The sequence below is a fragment of the Helicobacter pylori FD535 genome (genome assembly GCF_000296015.2).
Classification (GTDB): domain Bacteria; phylum Campylobacterota; class Campylobacteria; order Campylobacterales; family Helicobacteraceae; genus Helicobacter; species Helicobacter pylori_CT.
In genome coordinates this window covers 1-18,143 of the sequence record NZ_AKHP02000050.1, presented here as the reverse complement: position 1 = coordinate 18,143, position 18,143 = coordinate 1, and the positions used below count along the sequence as shown (strand labels likewise).

Annotated in this window: 20 protein-coding genes; 19 read left to right on the top strand and 1 reads right to left on the bottom strand. The window is 39.2% G+C overall.

The window, feature by feature from the left end; translation table 11 throughout:
• The first annotated feature begins 1 nt into the window (after position 1).
• The 3 genes from fliL to DV63_RS15660 all read left to right on the top strand — a co-directional run bounded on the left by fliL (position 2) and on the right by DV63_RS15660 (position 3,471).
• On the top strand, positions 2–553 hold the full coding sequence (gene fliL / locus DV63_RS15670; protein ID WP_000797017.1) for a flagellar basal body-associated protein FliL: 552 nt from the start codon (positions 2–4) through the stop codon (positions 551–553).
• A gap of 6 nt (positions 554–559) precedes the next feature.
• A complete protein-coding gene (gene acpS, locus DV63_RS15665) occupies positions 560–919 on the top strand; it encodes a holo-ACP synthase (protein ID WP_000579192.1) in 360 nt (119 codons plus the stop codon).
• Between the two features lie 173 nt (positions 920–1,092).
• Positions 1,093–3,471, top strand: coding sequence for a TonB-dependent receptor family protein (locus DV63_RS15660; RefSeq protein WP_001014827.1), 2,379 nt, complete (start codon positions 1,093–1,095; stop codon positions 3,469–3,471).
• Positions 3,472–3,481: 10 nt separating this feature from the next.
• Here DV63_RS15660 and DV63_RS15655 read toward each other — a convergent pair whose 3' ends face one another.
• A complete protein-coding gene (locus DV63_RS15655; RefSeq protein WP_000883294.1) occupies positions 3,482–4,102 on the bottom strand; it encodes a M48 family metallopeptidase in 621 nt (206 codons plus the stop codon).
• Between the two features lie 81 nt (positions 4,103–4,183).
• Here DV63_RS15655 and DV63_RS15650 point away from each other — a divergent pair, with 81 nt between their 5' ends.
• The 16 genes from DV63_RS15650 to DV63_RS15575 form a co-directional block, all read left to right on the top strand.
• Complete coding sequence (locus DV63_RS15650) at positions 4,184–5,038, top strand: glycosyltransferase family 25 protein (protein ID WP_001263295.1); 855 nt, start codon at positions 4,184–4,186, stop codon at positions 5,036–5,038.
• A 170-nt stretch (positions 5,039–5,208) separates the two neighbouring features.
• The gene (locus tag DV63_RS15645; RefSeq protein ID WP_000599757.1) at positions 5,209–6,243 is read left to right on the top strand and encodes a bifunctional 3,4-dihydroxy-2-butanone 4-phosphate synthase/GTP cyclohydrolase II; all 1,035 of its coding nucleotides are present in this window, start codon (positions 5,209–5,211) and stop codon (positions 6,241–6,243) included.
• 204 nt (positions 6,244–6,447) lie between these two features.
• Positions 6,448–7,170, top strand: a complete 723-nt coding sequence (locus DV63_RS15640) for a DUF3943 domain-containing protein (protein WP_000501904.1) — start codon at positions 6,448–6,450, stop codon at positions 7,168–7,170.
• A gap of 87 nt (positions 7,171–7,257) precedes the next feature.
• Positions 7,258–7,836, top strand: a complete 579-nt coding sequence (gene ribA / locus DV63_RS15635; RefSeq protein WP_000825071.1) for a GTP cyclohydrolase II — start codon at positions 7,258–7,260, stop codon at positions 7,834–7,836.
• Between the two features lie 76 nt (positions 7,837–7,912).
• The gene (locus DV63_RS15630; RefSeq protein WP_000230620.1) at positions 7,913–8,134 is read left to right on the top strand and encodes a MoaD/ThiS family protein; all 222 of its coding nucleotides are present in this window, start codon (positions 7,913–7,915) and stop codon (positions 8,132–8,134) included.
• Entirely contained in the window at positions 8,135–8,572 is a 438-nt protein-coding gene (locus DV63_RS15625) for a molybdopterin synthase catalytic subunit (protein ID WP_000912685.1), read from the top strand. It begins immediately after the preceding gene.
• Positions 8,573–8,584: 12 nt separating this feature from the next.
• Complete coding sequence (gene mog, locus DV63_RS15620) at positions 8,585–9,115, top strand: molybdopterin adenylyltransferase (protein ID WP_001193319.1); 531 nt, start codon at positions 8,585–8,587, stop codon at positions 9,113–9,115.
• Positions 9,116–9,124: 9 nt separating this feature from the next.
• Positions 9,125–9,601: a cyclic pyranopterin monophosphate synthase MoaC gene (moaC, locus tag DV63_RS15615; RefSeq protein WP_001131516.1), complete on the top strand. Its 477-nt coding sequence runs from the start codon at positions 9,125–9,127 to the stop codon at positions 9,599–9,601.
• A 118-nt stretch (positions 9,602–9,719) separates the two neighbouring features.
• The gene (gene hpaA, locus DV63_RS15610) at positions 9,720–10,502 is read left to right on the top strand and encodes a flagellar sheath lipoprotein HpaA (protein WP_000646649.1); all 783 of its coding nucleotides are present in this window, start codon (positions 9,720–9,722) and stop codon (positions 10,500–10,502) included.
• Between the two features lie 28 nt (positions 10,503–10,530).
• On the top strand, positions 10,531–11,367 hold the full coding sequence (locus DV63_RS15605) for an outer membrane protein (RefSeq protein WP_001037700.1): 837 nt from the start codon (positions 10,531–10,533) through the stop codon (positions 11,365–11,367).
• A 112-nt stretch (positions 11,368–11,479) separates the two neighbouring features.
• Positions 11,480–12,835, top strand: coding sequence for a trigger factor (gene tig, locus DV63_RS15600; protein ID WP_001047744.1), 1,356 nt, complete (start codon positions 11,480–11,482; stop codon positions 12,833–12,835).
• 20 nt (positions 12,836–12,855) lie between these two features.
• Positions 12,856–13,443 (top strand): ATP-dependent Clp endopeptidase proteolytic subunit ClpP, encoded by a 588-nt coding sequence (gene clpP, locus DV63_RS15595; protein WP_000540573.1) that lies wholly within the window; start codon positions 12,856–12,858, stop codon positions 13,441–13,443.
• A 4-nt stretch (positions 13,444–13,447) separates the two neighbouring features.
• On the top strand, positions 13,448–13,975 hold the full coding sequence (def, locus tag DV63_RS15590) for a peptide deformylase (protein ID WP_001185817.1): 528 nt from the start codon (positions 13,448–13,450) through the stop codon (positions 13,973–13,975).
• 2 nt (positions 13,976–13,977) lie between these two features.
• Entirely contained in the window at positions 13,978–15,498 is a 1,521-nt protein-coding gene (locus DV63_RS15585) for a YifB family Mg chelatase-like AAA ATPase (protein ID WP_000611039.1), read from the top strand.
• Between the two features lie 24 nt (positions 15,499–15,522).
• Positions 15,523–17,583 (top strand): heavy metal translocating P-type ATPase, encoded by a 2,061-nt coding sequence (locus tag DV63_RS15580; RefSeq protein WP_001158881.1) that lies wholly within the window; start codon positions 15,523–15,525, stop codon positions 17,581–17,583.
• A gap of 40 nt (positions 17,584–17,623) precedes the next feature.
• Positions 17,624–18,143 (top strand): restriction endonuclease subunit S (locus tag DV63_RS15575; RefSeq protein ID WP_020982467.1); only part of this gene is annotated, 520 nt, incomplete at its 3' end.

Sequence of the window (18,143 nt, the reverse complement as noted above, 5' to 3'; positions counted from 1 at the left end):
CATGGCAGAAGAACAAGAAAATACCGCGCAACAACCCCCAAAAAAAAGCAAAGCCCTTTTATTTGTCATCATTGGAAGCGTGTTAGTGATGCTTTTATTGGTGGGGGTGATTATCATGCTGCTTATGGGGAATAAGGAAGAATCTAAAGAAAACGCTTCTAAAAACACCCAAGAAGTTCAAGCTAATCCTATGGCGAACAAAAATCAAGAAGCCAAAGAAGGCTCTAATATCCAGCAATATTTGGTGCTTGGGCCTTTGTATGCGATTGATGCGCCTTTTGCGGTGAATTTAGTCTCTCAAAATGGCAGACGCTACCTTAAGGCTTCTATTTCGTTAGAATTGAGTAATGAAAAGCTTTTAAATGAAGTCAAGGTTAAAGACACAGCGATTAAAGACACGATTATAGAAATTCTATCGTCTAAAAGCGTGGAAGAAGTGGTTACCAACAAAGGCAAAAACAAGCTTAAAGACGAGATTAAGAGCCATTTGAATTCGTTTTTGATTGATGGTTTTATTAAAAATGTCTTTTTCACTGATTTTATCATCCAATAATTTGAAATGATTGGCATAGATATTGTCTCTATTGCTAGGGTAGAAAAGTGCGTGAAACGCTTTGAAATGAGGTTTTTAGAGCGTTTTTTATCGCCAAGTGAGATTGTTTTATGCAAGGATAAATCTAGCAGTATCGCCGGGTTTTTCGCGCTTAAAGAGGCTTGCTCTAAAGCCCTTCAAGTAGGCATTGGTAAGGAATTGAGCTTTTTAGATATGCGTATTTCTAAAAGCCCTAAAAACGCCCCCTTAATCACCCTTTCTAAAGAAAAAATGGATTATTTTAATATCCAAAGCTTGAGCGCGAGCATCAGCCATGACGCTGGTTTTGCGATAGCGGTTGTGATGGTTTCTTCATCAAATAGATAAATAACGCATTCTAAAACCCTCTAACATTCTGTTTTAAAAACACTAAAAACCTTTTTCAAATCGTTTTGATAACAAATTGTAAATAAAAAAATCAAACTTCAAAATTTAAGTTAATTATAATAATTATTTTTATAATATGCATCGGTTTGAATTTAATAAGAAAGGTTATCATAATGAATGGTTATTTGAGGGTAAAAATCTCTTATTTTTTGGCGTCGGGCGCTTTGACTTTTTTGACTTTTAACTCTTTGGTGGACGCAAAAGATAAGCACCATTTTTTAAAAAAAGTTACAACCACTGAGCAAAAATTCAATTCCAGCGCACCGCTTTCATGGCAAAGCGAAGAGGTGCGTAATTCCACAAGCTCTCGCACGGTGATTTCCAACAAAGAACTCAAAAAAACGGGTAATTTGAATATTGAAAACGCTTTGCAAAATGTGCCAGGGATCCAAATCAGAGATGCTACAGGCACAGGCGTGCTGCCTAAAATTTCGGTGCGCGGTTTTGGTGGGGGCGGTAACGGGCATAGCAATACGGGCATGATTTTAGTCAATGGTATCCCTGTTTATGGCGCGCCGTATTCTAATATTGAACTGGCGATTTTCCCTGTTACTTTCCAGTCAGTGGATAGGATTGATGTGATTAAAGGGGGAACGAGCGTGCAATATGGCCCTAACACTTTTGGAGGCGTGGTGAATATCATCACTAAAGAAATCCCTAAAGAGTGGGAAAATCAAGCGGCTGAAAGGATCACTTTTTGGGGGCGATCCTCTAATGGGAATTTTGTAGATCCCAAAGAAAAAGGCAAGCCTTTAGCCCAAACTTTAGGCAATCAGATGCTGTTTAACACTTACGGGCGGACGGCTGGAATGTTGGGTAAGCATGTAGGAATTAGCATGCAAGGCAATTGGATTAACGGGCAAGGTTTCAGGCAAAACAGCCCTACAAAGGTGCAAAACTACTTGCTTGATGCGATCTATAAGATCAATGCAACCAATACTTTTAAAGCTTATTACCAGTATTACCAATACAACTCTTACCATCCAGGCACTTTGAGCGCGCAAGATTATGCCTATAACCGCTTCATTAATGAACGCCCTGACAATCAAGATGGAGGGCGAGCCAAGCGCTTTGGGATCGTGTATCAAAATTATTTTGGCGATCCGGATAGGAAAGTGGGGGGAGATTTTAAATTCACTTATTTCACGCATGACATGAGTAGGGATTTTGGGTTTTCCAACCAATACCAAAGCGTGTATATGAGCAGTCAAAACAAGATTTTACCCTTTAAAGGAAAAGGAGAAATTAGCGCGAAAAACCCTAATTGCGGTTTGTATTCTTATAGCGACACGAATAGCCCTTGTTGGCAATTTTTTGACAATATCCGCCGCTTCGTGGTGAATGCCTTTGAGCCAAAACTCAATCTAGTCGTCAATACCGGTAAAGTCAAACAAACTTTTAATATGGGAATGAGGTTTTTAACTGAAGATTTATACCGCCGATCCACCACCAGGAAAAACCCTAGTGCGCCTAATAGCGGGAGCGGGTTTGATGCAGGAACTTCACTCAACAATTTCAACAATTATACCGCTGTGTATGCCAGCGATGAAATCAATTTCAATAACGGCATGCTAACGATCACACCGGGCTTGAGATACACTTTTTTAAATTACGAAAAAAAAGACGCTCCTCCTTTTAAAGCAGGCCAAACAGGAAAAACCATTAAAGATCGTTATAACCAATGGAATCCAGCGGTGAATGTCGGCTATAAACCCTTTAAGGATTGGTTGTTTTATTTCAACTACCAAAGGAGCTACATTCCGCCCCAATTCAGCAATATCGGTAATTTTGTAGGCGCAAGCACGGATTATTTTCAAATCTTTAATGTCATGGAGGGCGGTTCAAGATATTATTTTAACAATCAAGTGAGTTTTAACGCGAATTATTTTGTGATTTTTGCGAATAACTATTTTACCGGGCGCTATGGGGATAATAGAGAGCCGGTCAATGCGAGATCGCAAGGCGTGGAGCTAGAACTTTATTACACGCCTATTAGGGGGCTTAATTTCCATGCGGCTTACACTTTTATAGACGCTGTTATCACCAGCCACACAATGGTTACTAACCCTGCTAATCCTAAAGGGCCTAAAAAAGATATTTTTGGCAAAAAGCTCCCTTTTGTCAGCCCGCACCAATTCATTTTAGACGCGAGCTACACTTACGCTAAAACCACGATTGGGTTGAGCTCTTTTTTTTATAGCACGGCTTATAGCGGTGTGTTAAACACCGTGCCTTTTACAGAATACGCGCCCACGATCAAAAACGGCGCTATCGTTACCAAAACAGCGGGCATGACGCCGTGGTATTGGGTGTGGAATTTGCAAATTTCTAGCACTTTGTGGGAACGCAAAAATCAAAGCGTTAATGCGAGCTTGCAAATCAATAACATTTTTAACATGAAATATTGGTTTAGCGGGATAGGCACTAGCCCTAATGGGAAAGAAGCCGCGCCTCCTAGGAGCATCACAGCGTATGTGAGCTATCATTTTTAAGGTTTAATCTTTATGGCCGTAGCTGTTTGAGCAGTTGGGTGTAAAAAACAACCCTTTGTTTTAAATGCTCTCTTAGAGCGCGGTAATTAGGGCAAAAGATTTCCACGCAACGCCAGAAATTTTTAGAATGGTTTTTGTGGATCGTGTGGGCGAGTTCATGGATGATGATATAATCAATCGCTTCTTTTTGGGCGCAAACCAATAATAATGCAAAACTCAAGCGGTTATGATAAGAGCAACTCCCCAAAACTTTAGCGTTGTTTCTAACGCTAAAATGGGTGTATGAAGTTTGCATTTTTTGAGCGCTTAAAGGGAGTTTCTGCTCCAAATAAGTTTTTAAGATTTTTTTAAGCTCTGTTAGGGTGTAATCGTTGGCGTTTTTCACCTCATCAAACACAAGGATTTTGTTTTGATAGGTTTCTAGGCGCGAGTGTAAAAGGGAGTATTTTTCTTGCATGGCTGAAAGGGTTTTTTTGAGCCAAGCTTCTTGTTCTTTTAAAAAAGCATGCGCTCTGTTTTGAGGGCAAGAATTGGGCATTTTTAGAATCACTTCTAAAGAGGGCGTGATATTCAAGCTCAGGGTTTTGATTTTTTTACTTTTTTGAATGGTAATAGGAATATCATCTAACATACTGCGTATTTTACTAAAATTTGCGCTAGAATGTAAGTCTGTTTAATATTGATTTTATTTGTATTAAGAATTAAGGCTAACATGCGTGTTTTTATTATTCATTTAAGCCCAAAAACCTGTCAAAATTTTTCTTTAAAAGAAACTCATATAACCCCCCTTTTAGAGAGCCTTAAACTTCAAGGGATCTCTTATGAAATTTTTGATGCGATCTATTCTAAAATCTCTCCCACTCAATTACACCCCTTGATTTTAGAGCATTTGCACCCTTCTTTTATGATTGAAGATTTATGGGCTTTTTGTAAGAATAAAAAACACCCCCCTTGCGCGTTAAAAAATTTCTTTTACGCGCTCAAGCATTGCGGGAAGAGGATGGGGTTTGGGGAGCTTGGGTGCTATGCGAGCCATTATTTGTTGTGGCAAAAATGCATAGAACTCAATGAAGCGATCTGTATTTTAGAAGATGATATTATTGTAAAAGAGCGTTTTAAAGAGAGCCTGGAGTTTTGTTACCAACACATCAACGAATTAGGCTATATCCGTTTGATGCATTTAGAAGAAAATGTGGCCAAACAAAAAACTCCCGTTAAAGGGGTTTCTCAAATCTTAAATTTTAAAGATGGCATTGGCACTCAAGGGTATGTTTTAGCCCCAAAAGCCGCGCAAAAATTATTAAAATACAGCGCGAAAGAATGGGTGATGCCTATAGATTGCGTGATGGATAGGCATTATTGGCATGGGGTCAAAAACTATGTGTTAGAAGAATTTGCGATTTCTTGCGATGGAATGAACGCTCAAAACTCCAACACAGAAAAACAAAAGCCTAAAAAATTACCTTTAAGCATTAGGATTGGCCGTTTTTTACATAAAAGCGCAGTTAAAATCTTGGATAAAGTTTTTAGGTATAGCCCAAAATTAATCAGAATTGGCAAACATTAGAATAAGTCTTTGAGCGTTTCTTGCATGATAGGGGAAGTTTTATTTAATTTATTTAAAGGCTTTAGCGGTTTGTATCTAAATGAAGCAATAAAGTAATAATCGTTATTAAACATGCTATATTTCTTTTTTCTATAAAACTAAATATTATTGAATAAAACTAGGGAGTTAGAATGATCTTAGAACGAGTTGCTGAAGCTTTAGAAGCGTATAAAAATGGCGAAATGCTTATTGTTATGGACGATGAAGACAGAGAAAATGAGGGGGATTTGGTTTTGGCTGGGATTTTTTCTACCCCTGAGAAAATCAATTTCATGGCCACGCATGCTAGGGGGTTGATTTGCGTGTCTTTGACCAAAGATTTAGCGAAAAAATTTGAATTACCCCCTATGGTGAGCGTGAATGATTCTAACCATGAGACCGCTTTCACGGTTTCTATTGACGCTAAAGAAGCCAAAACCGGGATTTCTGCTTTTGAAAGGCATTTAACGATTGAATTATTGTGTAAAGACACCACCAAACCGAGCGATTTTGTGCGCCCGGGGCATATTTTCCCTTTAATTGCAAAAGATGGAGGCGTGTTAGCGCGCACGGGCCATACTGAAGCGAGCGTGGATTTGTGCAAATTAGCTGGATTAAAGCCCGTGAGTGTGATTTGTGAAATCATGAAAGAAGATGGCTCTATGGCGAGGAGAGGGGATAAATTTTTGAGCGATTTCGCCATTAAACATAACCTTAAAACCCTCTATGTTTCTGATTTGATCAGCTATCGTTTAGAAAATGAAAGTTTGCTGAAAATGTTTTGCCAAGAAGAAAGGGAATTTTTAAAACACCCAACGCAATGCTACACTTTTTTAGACCATCAGCAAAAAAACCATTACGCTTTTAAGTTTAAGGGTGCAAAAACCAATGATTTAGCCCCTTTAGTGCGTTTCCACCCTATCAAAGAGGATTTTGATTTTTTAACGACTGGTGCGTTTGAAGTGTTTTTTAAGGCGTTAGAATATTTAAAGCACGAAGGGGGTTATTTGATCTTTATGAACACGCATTCTAAAGAAAACAATATCGTTAAAGATTTTGGGATAGGGGCGTTAGTGTTAAAAAATTTAGGGATAAAGGATTTCAGGCTTTTAAGCTCTTCTGAAGACAGGCAGTATAAGGCTTTGAGCGGGTTTGGGCTTAAGCTTGTAGAAACGATTAGCCTTTAAGAGGCTGTTCAGTTTCATTGAATGTGTTGTAATGTTTTTAAGGTATAATAAACTCTTTTTAAGTCAAGCAATAAAGTTTGCAACCTGATGAGAGTAATAATAGAGTTTATGCTGATTTCGTTAAAAACACTCCTAAAAATATTATTGAAAATATTCCTAAAAACCTTCCAAAAGATTTGGGTAGTTTGCGTTGTTATTTGGGGGTTGGGCTGTAGTTTTTTAAACGCTAACAGCGTTCAATTAGAAGAAACGCTCAGACGCCCTTCTAAAAATCTCTCATGGCATTATTTTAAAAAGAAGTTTAAAAAGAGCAACACGATCCCTTATGCCCCAAATAGCCGTTGGAAATATTTAGGCACGAGCGTAGGGATTTTAGGCGTGTCTTTGGTGATAGGGATTGTGGGGTTGTATCTCATGCCAGAGAGCGTAACGAATTGGGATAGAGAAAAGTTTGGCGTCAAAAGTTGGTTTGAAAATGTCCGCATGGGGCCAAAACTGGACAACGATAGTTTTATTTTCAATGAAATTTTGCACCCTTATTTTGGGGCCATGTATTATATGCAACCGCGCATGGCTGGGTTTGGCTGGATGGCATCAGCGTTTTTTTCTTTTATCACTTCTACGCTTTTTTGGGAATATGGCTTGGAAGCGTTTGTGGAAGTGCCTAGCTGGCAGGATTTAGTGATCACGCCTTTATTGGGTTCGATATTGGGGGAAGGGTTTTACCAGCTCACGCGCTATATCCAACGCAACGAAGGCAAGCTTTTTGGCTCTTTATTTTTAGGGCGTTTAGCCATCGCTCTTATGGATCCTATCGGTTTTATCATTAGGGATTTAGGGCTTGGGGAAGCTTTAGGGATTTATAATAAACATGAAATCCGCTCTAATTTAAGCCCTAATGGCTTGAATTTGACTTACAAATTTTAAGAGCTTAAAATTTAAGAAAATTATAAAGAGTTTTGATAGAATACCTTTTTTAAAAGATGCGTTTTAAAACTAATTTTAGGAGTATCCTTGAAACGATTAGAAGTTTCTAACCAAGCTAAATTACCCACTCAATTTGGGGAGTTTTATATCCAGTGCTTTAGAGAAAAGGGTTCTAATGGCTCTAAAGATCATTTAGTGGTTTTCACCCCTAATTTTTCTCAAAACCCCTTAGTGCGTTTGCATTCAGAATGCTTGACCGGCGACGCTCTAGGCTCTCAAAAATGCGATTGCGGGGGGGCGTTGCAAATGGCGTTAGAAAGGATTTCTAAAGAAGGGGGGCTGGTGATTTATTTGCGCCAAGAAGGGCGCGGGATAGGGCTATTTAATAAAGTCAATGCTTACGCTTTGCAAGATAAGGGCTATGATACCATTCAAGCCAATGAAATGATAGGGTTTAAAGACGATGAAAGGGATTATAGTATTGTGGGTGAAATTTTAGAATATTACCGCATTAAAAAAATGCGCTTACTCACAAACAACCCTAAAAAAATCGCCGCTTTAGAAAAATACGCTGAAATAACCAGAGAGAGCCTGATCGTGTGCGCTAATGAGCATAATCAAGGGTATTTGGAAGTCAAAAAGCTCAAAATGGGGCATTTATTGTGAAAATTATGAGCGCTTTTCAAAGAGGTTTTAAAAATATCAAAATCATGCTTTAAAAGATTGAATATAAGGGTAAATGATGGTAGAAGTGCGATTTTTTGGACCCATAAAAGAAGAAAATTTTTTCGTCAAAGCGAATGATTTAAAGGAATTAAGAGCGGTTTTACAAGAAAAAGAGGGCTTAAAAGAGTGGTTGGGAGTTTGCGCGATAGCCCTTAATGATCATTTGATAGACAATTTAGATGCGCCTTTAAAAGATGGCGATGTGGTAAGTTTGTTGCCACCGGTTTGTGGGGGCTAGGTGTTAAAAATCATTCAAGGGGCATTAGATACTAGCGAGCTTTTGAAAGCCTACCAAGAGGAAGCTTGCGCGAAAAACTTTGGAGCGTTTTGTGTGTTTGTGGGGATTGTGAGAAAAGAGGATAACATTCAAGGCTTGAGTTTTGATATTTATGAGGCGTTATTAAAGACTTGGTTTGAAAAATGGCACCATAAAGCCAAAGATTTGGGCGTGGTGTTAAAAATGGCGCACAGCTTGGGCGATGTTTTGATAGGACAAAGCTCATTTTTATGCGTTTTAATGGGAAAGAATAGAAAAAATGCCTTAGAACTATACGAAGATTTTATTGAAGATTTTAAGCATAACGCCCCTATTTGGAAATACGATTTAATCCATAATCAACGCATCTACGCTAAAGAAAGAAGCCACCTTTTAAAAGGGAGTGGGCTTTTAGCTTAAAAAGGAGTTCAAATGCAAACGATTCATATAGGCGTTTTGAGCGCGAGCGATAGAGCGTCAAAAGGGATTTATGAAGATTTAAGCGGTAAGGCAATACAAGAAGTGTTGAGCGAATACCTGCTCAATCCTTTAGAATTCCATTACGAAATTGTCGCTGATGAAAGGGATTTAATTGAAAAATCGCTGATTAAAATGTGCGATGAATACCAATGCGATCTAGTCGTTACTACAGGAGGCACAGGCCCTGCTTTAAGAGATATAACCCCAGAAGCCACAGAAAAAGTGTGCCAAAAAATGCTTCCTGGTTTTGGAGAGCTTATGCGAATGACTAGTTTGAAATACGTGCCTACAGCGATCCTGTCGCGCCAGAGCGCTGGCATCAGGAATAAGAGTTTGATTGTCAATCTCCCTGGTAAGCCAAAAAGTATCAGAGAATGCTTAGAAGCGGTTTTTCCAGCGATTCCTTATTGCGTGGATTTGATTTTAGGGAATTACATGCAAGTGAATGAAAAAAACATTCAAGCGTTCCGCCCCAAACAATAAGGTAAAAAAATGCCGCTCACTCATTTGAATGAAGAAAATCAACCTAAAATGGTGGATATAGGGGATAAGGAAACCACTGAAAGAATCGCTTTAGCAAGCGGTCGTATCAGCATGAATAAAGAGGCTTATGACGCTATTATCAATCATTGCGTCAAAAAGGGTCCGGTGTTACAGACTGCTATTATTGCTGGGATTATGGGGGCTAAAAAGACAAGCGAGCTCATTCCCATGTGCCATTCAATCATGCTCAATGGGGTGGATATTGATATTTTAGAAGAAAAAGAAACTTGTAGTTTTAAACTCTATGCGAGAGTCAAAACTCAAGCTAAAACGGGCGTAGAAATGGAAGCGCTAATGGGTGTGAGTATAGGGCTTTTAACCATTTATGACATGGTGAAAGCCATTGATAAGAGCATGACAATCAGCGGTGTAATGTTGGAGCATAAAAGTGGAGGCAAAAGCGGGGATTATAACGCTAAAAAATAGAAAAAGACTGATAATCTAAAGATGTTAGGGTAAAATAACATTTTGACAACAAAAGCGTGTTGGTTGCTTCGGGTTTGTTGTTATAGAAGTCTAAAATATTACAATCAAGGATAGAACGATGAAAGCAAATAATCATTTTAAAGATTTTGCATGGAAAAAATGCCTTTTAGGCGCGAGCGTGGCGGCTTTGTTAGTGGGATGCAGCCCGCATATTATTGAAACCAATGAGGTCTCTTTGAAGTTGAATTACCATCCAGCTAGCGAGAAAGTTCAAGCGTTAGATGAAAAGATTCTACTTTTAAAGCCAGCTTTTCAATACAGCGATAATATTGCTAAAGAGTATGAAAACAAATTCAAGAATCAAACCGCGCTCAAGGTTGAACAGATTTTGCAAAATCAGGGCTATAAGGTTATTAATGTAGATAGCAGCGATAAAGACGATCTTTCTTTTTCGCAAAAAAAAGAAGGGTATTTGGCCGTCGCTATGAATGGCGAAATTGTTTTACGCCCCGATCCTAAAAGGACCATACAGAAAAAATCAGAACCCGGGTTATTGTTCTCCACTGGTTTGGATAAAATGGAAGGGGTTTTAATCCCGGCCGGGTTTGTCAAGGTTACCATACTAGAGCCTATGAGTGGGGAATCTTTAGATTCTTTTACGATGGATTTGAGCGAGTTGGACATTCAAGAGAAATTCTTAAAAACCACCCATTCAAGCCACAGCGGAGGGTTAGTTAGCACTATGGTTAAGGGAACGGATAATTCTAATGATGCGATTAAGAGCGCTTTGAATAAGATTTTTGCAAATATCATGCAAGAAATAGACAAAAAACTCACTCAAAGGAATTTAGAATCGTATCAAAAAGACGCCAAGGAATTGAAAAACAAGAGAAACCGATAAAGACAAATAACGCATAAGAAAAGAACGCTTGAACAAACTGCTTAAGGGGGGTGTTTTAGCGTTCTTTTTGAGCGTGTATTTGAGAGCTGATGATCTGGTTACTTACACCATCATCAAAAAAGAAGATCTAGGGTATCAGCGGTTTTTAGCGAAGAAGTGCTTAAGGGGCAAGGCCCACTCTCCATGTTTTGCTGAGCCTAAAAAGCCCAAGAAAAAACTTTTTAATATAGATAAAAGTTCCCATTATTACGGCACAAGCGTGGTGCAAATGTCATGGCTACAGAGCAGGGAAAAATTTGAAAACCATTCAAAATACCGAGACATTCCTTTTGCTGAAGTCAGTTTGATTTATGGCTATAAGCAATTTTTTCCTAAAAAAGAGCGCTATGGTTTGCGCTTTTATGTCTCTTTGGATTATGCTTATGGGTTTTTTCTTAAAAATAAAGGCGTTTTAGGCGATAGTTTGAGGGAGAGTTCGCAGATCCCTAAAAGCTATAGGGAAAAATTGCAAAGAAAAGAGACTTTTATTAACGCTATTTTTTATGGAGTGGGAGCTGACTTTTTATACAAACGCACTTTTGGGACGCTGATTTTAGGGATGAATTTCGTGGGAGAAACCTGGTTTTATGAAACAAAGATTTTTAAAAAGTGGGCTAAAGATCCTTCAAGTATTTATCACCCTTACATGTTTCAAGTGATGTTGAATGTGGGGTATCGTTACCGCTTTTCAAGGTATAAGAATTGGGCGATAGAATTTGGCGCACGCATCCCTTTTTTAACCAATGATTATTTTAAAACCCCTTTATACACCCTTCATTTCAAGCGCAATATTTCTGTCTATCTCACTTCAACTTATGATTTTTAGTTTTTTAAATTTTTGAAAACTAGAATTAAAACCGCTTTTTATAAACCGGAATTAAAACAAATTAAGCTATAATGATACAAAAATTTAATTTTTTAGCCATGTAAGGAAAAAAATGAATCTTGAAGTGAAAAAGATTGACACCGCTAACGCCCGTTTGAGCGCTAAACCTTTCATTGAGGATTTAGAAAAGCGTTATGATAAAATCGCTCAAAAAATCGCCCAAAAAGTTAAAATTGATGGCTTTAGAAGAGGTAAAGTCCCCCTTAGTTTAGTGAAAACCCGTTATCAAGCCCAAATTGAACAAGACGCTCAAGAAGAAATGATCCAAGAGGTTTTGAAAAACGCTTTTAAGGAATTAGGGATTGAAAATAAGGATTTAATCGGTAGCCCCAACCTCACTAAATTTGAAAAAAAAGACACGCATTTTGAAATAGAAGCGGACATCGGCTTAAAACCCACGATTGTTTTAGACAAGATCAAAGAGTGCGTGCCTAGCGTGGGAGTGGAAATTCCCAATGAAGAAAAAATTGATGAGCGTTTGAAACAGCTCGCTAAAGACTATGCGAAATTTGTGGATACTGACGCTCAAAGAAAAGCTCAAAACGACGATAAACTAACGATTGATTTTGAAGGCTTTATAGATAATGCGCCTTTTGAAGGGGGCAAGGCTGAGAATTTCAATTTGATTTTAGGCAGTAAGCAAATGCTAGAAGATTTTGAAAAGGCTCTTTTAGGCATGCAAGCGGGCGAAGAAAAAGAATTCTCTTTGACTTTCCCTAGCGGATACCACGCAGAGCATTTGGCCGGCAAAGAAGCCCTTTTTAAAGTGAAGTTGCACCAGATTCAAGTGCGTGAAGTGTTAGAAATCAATGACGAACTCGCTAAAATCGTGTTGGCTAATGAAGAGAATGCGGCTTTAAAGCTTTTGAAAGAAAGGGTTGAAGGGCAGTTGTTTTTAGAAAATAAAGCCAGGCTCTATAATGAAGAGTTGAAAGAAAAATTGATTGAAAATTTAGATGAAAAGATCGTTTTTGATTTGCCTAAAACGATCATAGAGCAAGAAATGGATTTGTTGTTCAGGAACGCTCTTTATTCCATGCAAGCTGAGGAAGTCAAATCTTTACAAGAAAGTCAAGAAAAAGCCAAAGAAAAGCGTGAGAGCTTTAGGAATGATGCTACAAAAAGCGTGAAAATCACTTTCATCATTGACGCTTTAGCGAAGGAAGAAAAAATTGGCGTGCATGACAATGAGGTCTTTCAAACTTTGTATTATGAAGCGATGATGACAGGGCAAAACCCAGAAAGCCTCATTGAACAATACCGCAAAAATAACATGTTAGCGGCGGTGAAAATGGCGATGATTGAAGATAGGGTGTTAGCTTATTTGTTGGATAAAAACCTGCCTAAAGAGCAACAAGAAATTTTAGAGAAAATGAGGCCCAACGCTCAAAAAACTCAAGCGGGTTAAACAGCTAAAAAGGAGAGATGATGGGATACATTCCTTATGTGATAGAGAATACCGATCGTGGGGAGCGTAGCTATGATATTTACTCGCGCCTTTTAAAGGATCGCATTGTCTTATTGAGCGGTGAGATCAATGATAGCGTGGCGTCTTCTATCGTGGCCCAACTCTTGTTTTTGGAAGCTGAAGACCCTGAAAAAGACATTGGCTTGTATATCAATTCTCCCGGTGGGGTGATAACAAGCGGTCTTAGCATTTATGACACCATGAATTTTATCCGCCCTGATGTTTCCACGATTTGCATCGGTCAAGCGGCTTCTATGGGGGCGTTTTTACTGAGCTGTGGGGCTAAGGGCAAGCGCTTTTCATTGCCCCATTCAAGGATTATGATCCACCAGCCTTTAGGGGGGGCTCAAGGGCAAGCGAGCGATATTGAAATCATTTCTAATGAGATTCTCAGGCTTAAGGGTTTGATGAATTCTATTTTGGCTCAAAACTCAGGGCAGAGTTTGGAACAAATCGCTAAAGACACGGACAGGGATTTTTATATGAGTGCTAAAGAAGCTAAAGAGTATGGCTTGATTGATAAAGTGTTACAGAAAAACGTGAAGTGATTGCATGGCGTTATTAGAGATTATCCATTACCCTTCTAAAATTTTAAGAACGATTTCTAAAGAGGTCGTTTCTTTTGATGCAAAACTCCACCAACAGCTAGACGACATGCATGAGACTATGATCGCTAGTGAGGGGATAGGGTTAGCCGCTATTCAAGTGGGTTTGCCTTTAAGAATGCTCATCATCAATCTCCCACGAGAAGACGGCGTGCAACACAAAGAAGACTGCTTGGAAATCATTAACCCTAAGTTTATAGAAACTGAGGGTTCAATGATGTATAAAGAAGGGTGCTTGTCTGTGCCAGGATTTTACGAAGAGGTGGAGCGTTTTGAAAAGGTGAAGATAGAGTATCAAAACCGCTTCGCTGAAGTGAAAGTTTTAGAAGCGAGCGAGCTTTTAGCGGTAGCCATTCAGCATGAGATCGATCATCTTAATGGCGTGTTATTCGTGGATAAATTATCCATTTTGAAGCGTAAGAAATTTGAAAAAGAATTAAAAGAATTAAGTAAAAATCCCAAAAACAAGTCCTAATCATGATTAACACGATATTTTGCGCGACCATGCAAAGGGGAGTGGCAGAAATCGTGGCTGTGGAGGCGACTTTCACAAGGGCTTTGCCGGCGTTTGTGATTTCAGGATTGGCTAATAATTCTATCCAAGAAGCCAAACAGCGGGTCCAATCGGCTTTACAAAACAACGATTTCACTTTCCCGCCTTTAAAAATCACCATCAACCTTTCCCCTTCAGATCTGCCTAAATCCGGGAGCCATTTTGATTTGCCTATCGCTCTTTTAATCGCTTTACAAAAACAAGAGTTGGCTTTTAAAGAGTGGTTTGCTTTTGGGGAGTTAGGGCTTGATGGCAAGATCAAACCCAATTCTAACATTTTTCCCATGCTTTTAGACATTGCCATTAAACACCCCCATGCTAAAGTCATTGCGCCTAAGGCTAATGAGGAGCTTTTTTCGCTCATCCCTAATTTGCAATGCTTTTTTGTGGAGCATTTTAAAGAAGCTTTAGAAATCTTGCAAAACCCTGAAATCAAAGCAGACACCCACACGAAAAAACTACCCTTTAAAACGATAGAATTGAACGATAAGGAGTATTATTTTTCAGACGCCTATGCCTTAGATTTTAAAGAAGTTAAGGGGCAAGCTGTCGCTAAAGAAGCCGCTTTGATCGCTAGCGCTGGGTTTCACAACTTGATTTTAGAGGGAAGTCCAGGGTGTGGGAAAAGCATGATCATTAACCGCATGCGTTATATTTTACCTCCATTAAGCCTGAATGAAATCCTAGAAGCGACAAAATTACGCATTTTAAGCGAGCAAGACAGCGCCTATTACCCTTTAAGGAGCTTTAGAAACCCTCACCAGAGCGCTTCAAAATCCAGTATTTTAGGCTCAAGCTCTCTAAGAGAGCCAAAACCTGGCGAAATCGCGCTAGCGCATAACGGCATGCTTTTTTTTGATGAATTGCCCCATTTTAAAAAGGATATTTTGGAAGCTTTAAGAGAGCCTTTAGAAAACAATAAATTAGTGATCTCACGAGTGCATAGCAAGATTGAATACGAAACTTCTTTTTTATTTGTGGGGGCTCAAAACCCTTGTTTGTGCGGGAATTTACTCAGCGCCACCAAAGCATGCCGTTGCCAAGATAGAGAAATCGCGCAGTATAAAAACCGCTTGAGCGAGCCTTTTTTGGATAGGATTGATTTGTTCGTGCAAATGGAAGAGGGGAATTATAAAGACACGCCGTCGCATTCTTGGACTTCAAAAGAGATGCATGAATTGGTATTATTAGCTTTCAAACAGCAAAAGTTAAGGAAACAGAGCGCTTTTAATGGTAAGCTTAATGAAGAGCAGATCGAACGATTTTGCCCTTTAAATTTTGAAGCACAAAAGTTGTTGGAGCAGGCAATTGAAAGGTTTAATCTGTCCATGCGTTCTGTGAATAAGGTCAAAAAAGTCGCTAGGACGATTGCGGATTTAAACGCTTGCGAGAATATAGAAAAATCTCACATGCTTAAAGCGCTGAGTTTTAGAAAGATTTCTTAAAAGGATTTTTATAAGGGAGAGAAAATGCAAGAATACCACATTCATAATTTGGATTGCCCTGATTGTGCGTCTAAATTGGAAAGGGATTTAAACAAACTGGACTATGTGAAAAAAGCTCAAATCAATTTCAGCACCAGTAAGTTGTTTTTAGACACGAGCGATTTTGAAAAGGTTAAGGCTTTCATCAAGCAAAATGAACCGCATTTGAGTCTGTCTTTTCAAGAGGCTACAGAAAAGCCCTTGAGTTTTACCCCACTCATTGTTACAATCATGGTCTTTTTGGGCGCGATTTTAATCTTACACCTAAACCCTAACCCTTTGATTGAAAAAGCGGTGTTTTTCGTGTTGGCTTTAGTGTATCTAGTGAGCGGTAAAGATGTGATTTTAGGGGCGTTTCGTGGGCTTAGGAAAGGGCAATTTTTTGATGAAAACGCTTTGATGCTCATTGCGACTATTGCGGCTTTTTGCGTGGGGGCTTATGAAGAAAGCGTGTCTATTATGGTGTTTTATTCAGCGGGCGAATTTTTGCAAAAACTCGCTGTCTCTCGCTCTAAAAAATCCCTTAAGGCTTTAGTGGATGTCGCTCCTAATTTGGCTTATTTGAAAAAGGGCGATGCATTGGTGAGCGTTGCGCCTGAAGATTTAAGAATTAATGACATTGTGGTGGTGAAAGTCGGCGAAAAAGTGCCTGTGGATGGCGTGGTAATTAAGGGCGAAAGTTTGCTAGATGAAAGGGCGTTGAGCGGGGAGTCTATGCCGGTTAATGTCAGCGAACGTTCTAAAGTTTTAGGGGGGAGCTTGAATTTAAAAGCGGTCCTTGAAATTCAAGTAGAAAAAAGGTATAAAGATTCTTCTATCGCTAAAGTGGTGGATTTAGTCCAACAAGCCACGAATGAAAAGAGCGAAACCGAGAAATTCATCACTAAATTTTCACGCTACTACACCCCAAGCGTTTTATTCATTGCGTTAATGATCGCTGTATTACCGCCCTTGTTTTCTATGGGGAGCTTTGATGAGTGGATTTATAGGGGGCTTGTGGCTTTAATGGTGAGCTGTCCTTGCGCGTTAGTGATTTCTGTGCCTTTAGGGTATTTTGGGGGCGTGGGAGCGGCGAGTAGAAAGGGCATTTTAATGAAAGGCGTGCATGTTTTAGAGGTGCTTACCCAAGCTAAAAGCATCGCCTTTGATAAAACCGGCACTTTGACTAAAGGCGTTTTTAAAGTAACGGATATTGTGCCGCAAAACGGGCATTCTAAAGAAGAAGTTTTGCATTACGCTTCTTGCTCACAGCTCCTATCCACGCACCCGATCGCTTTATCCATTCAAAAAGCATGCGAAGAAATGTTAAAGGACGATAAGCACCAGCATGACATTAAAAATTATGAAGAATTGAGCGGGATGGGGGTTAAAGCGCAATGCCATACGGATCTAATCATCGCAGGGAATGAAAAAATGCTCGATCAATTCCATATCGCGCACAGCCCTTCCAAAGAAAACGGCACGATCGTGCATGTGGCTTTTAACCAAACTTATGTGGGCTATATCGTCATTAGCGATGAGATTAAAGATGACGCTATAGAGTGCTTAAGGGATTTAAAAGAGCAAGGGATAGAAAATTTTTGCATTTTGAGCGGGGACAGAAAAAGCGCGACTGAAAGCATCGCTCAAACTCTAGGCTGTGAATATTATGCGAGCTTGTTGCCTGAAGAAAAAACGAGCGTGTTTAAAGCTTTTAAAGAACGCTATAAAGCCCCGGCGATTTTTGTAGGCGATGGCATCAATGACGCTCCGACTCTAGCGAGCGCTGATGTGGGGATTGGCATGGGGAAAGGCTCAGAATTGAGCAAGCAAAGCGCAGACATTGTGATCACCAATGACTCTTTAAATTCTTTAGTGAAAGTTTTAGCGATCGCTAAAAAAACTAAAAGCATCATTTGGCAAAATATCTTGTTCGCTTTGGGGATTAAAGCCGTTTTTATTGTGCTAGGGCTTATGGGGGTAGCGAGCTTGTGGGAAGCGGTCTTTAGCGATGTGGGGGTTACGCTTTTAGCCTTAGCCAATTCCATGCGCGCGATGAGGGCTTAAAGCCTTGATCGTATCATTAGCCATTTAGAAGGGGGGCAAAATGCATAAAATAGAAAAACTGCTCCAAACTTTAGCGCCTAAAGGGGTGGAGTTTAGGAAATTGGGGGAGGTGTGTGAAATAATTAGAGGTAAAAGGGTTACAAAAAAAGAAATATTAGATAAAGGAAAATATCCCGTTGTATCTGGTGGAATAGGATTTATGGGATATTTAAATGAATATAACAGAGAGGAAAATACAATTACTATAGCTCAATATGGAACTGCCGGATTTGTCAATTGGCAAAATCAAAAGTTTTGGGCAAATGATGTTTGTTTTTCTGTCATTCCAAAAGAAACCCTAATCAATAGATACCTTTATTATGTATTAACAAACATGCAAAATTATTTATATTCTATTTCAAATAGAAGCGCTATACCTTATAGCATTTCTAGTAATAACATTATGCAAATAACAATCCCCATCCCACCCCTAGAAGTCCAACAAGAGATCGTTAAGATTTTGGACGCTTTCACAGAATTAAACACAGAATTAAACACAGAATTAAACACAGAATTAAACA

What these genes read in the sequence shown, in the direction of transcription:
- moaC (WP_001131516.1), top strand. Translation starts at nt 9,125, where the DNA reads ATGCCGCTCACTCATTTGAATGAAGAAAATCAACCTAAAATGGTGGAT.
- DV63_RS15580 (WP_001158881.1), top strand. Translation starts at nt 15,523, where the DNA reads ATGCAAGAATACCACATTCATAATTTGGATTGCCCTGATTGTGCGTCT.
- DV63_RS15630 (WP_000230620.1), top strand. Translation starts at nt 7,913, where the DNA reads ATGGTAGAAGTGCGATTTTTTGGACCCATAAAAGAAGAAAATTTTTTC.
- DV63_RS15645 (WP_000599757.1), top strand. Translation starts at nt 5,209, where the DNA reads ATGATCTTAGAACGAGTTGCTGAAGCTTTAGAAGCGTATAAAAATGGC.
- clpP (WP_000540573.1), top strand. Translation starts at nt 12,856, where the DNA reads ATGGGATACATTCCTTATGTGATAGAGAATACCGATCGTGGGGAGCGT.
- DV63_RS15585 (WP_000611039.1), top strand. Translation starts at nt 13,978, where the DNA reads ATGATTAACACGATATTTTGCGCGACCATGCAAAGGGGAGTGGCAGAA.
- acpS (WP_000579192.1), top strand. Translation starts at nt 560, where the DNA reads ATGATTGGCATAGATATTGTCTCTATTGCTAGGGTAGAAAAGTGCGTG.
- DV63_RS15655 (WP_000883294.1), bottom strand. Translation starts at nt 4,102, where the DNA reads ATGTTAGATGATATTCCTATTACCATTCAAAAAAGTAAAAAAATCAAA.
- DV63_RS15650 (WP_001263295.1), top strand. Translation starts at nt 4,184, where the DNA reads ATGCGTGTTTTTATTATTCATTTAAGCCCAAAAACCTGTCAAAATTTT.
- fliL (WP_000797017.1), top strand. Translation starts at nt 2, where the DNA reads ATGGCAGAAGAACAAGAAAATACCGCGCAACAACCCCCAAAAAAAAGC.
- tig (WP_001047744.1), top strand. Translation starts at nt 11,480, where the DNA reads ATGAATCTTGAAGTGAAAAAGATTGACACCGCTAACGCCCGTTTGAGC.
- DV63_RS15660 (WP_001014827.1), top strand. Translation starts at nt 1,093, where the DNA reads ATGAATGGTTATTTGAGGGTAAAAATCTCTTATTTTTTGGCGTCGGGC.
- def (WP_001185817.1), top strand. Translation starts at nt 13,448, where the DNA reads ATGGCGTTATTAGAGATTATCCATTACCCTTCTAAAATTTTAAGAACG.
- hpaA (WP_000646649.1), top strand. Translation starts at nt 9,720, where the DNA reads ATGAAAGCAAATAATCATTTTAAAGATTTTGCATGGAAAAAATGCCTT.
- mog (WP_001193319.1), top strand. Translation starts at nt 8,585, where the DNA reads ATGCAAACGATTCATATAGGCGTTTTGAGCGCGAGCGATAGAGCGTCA.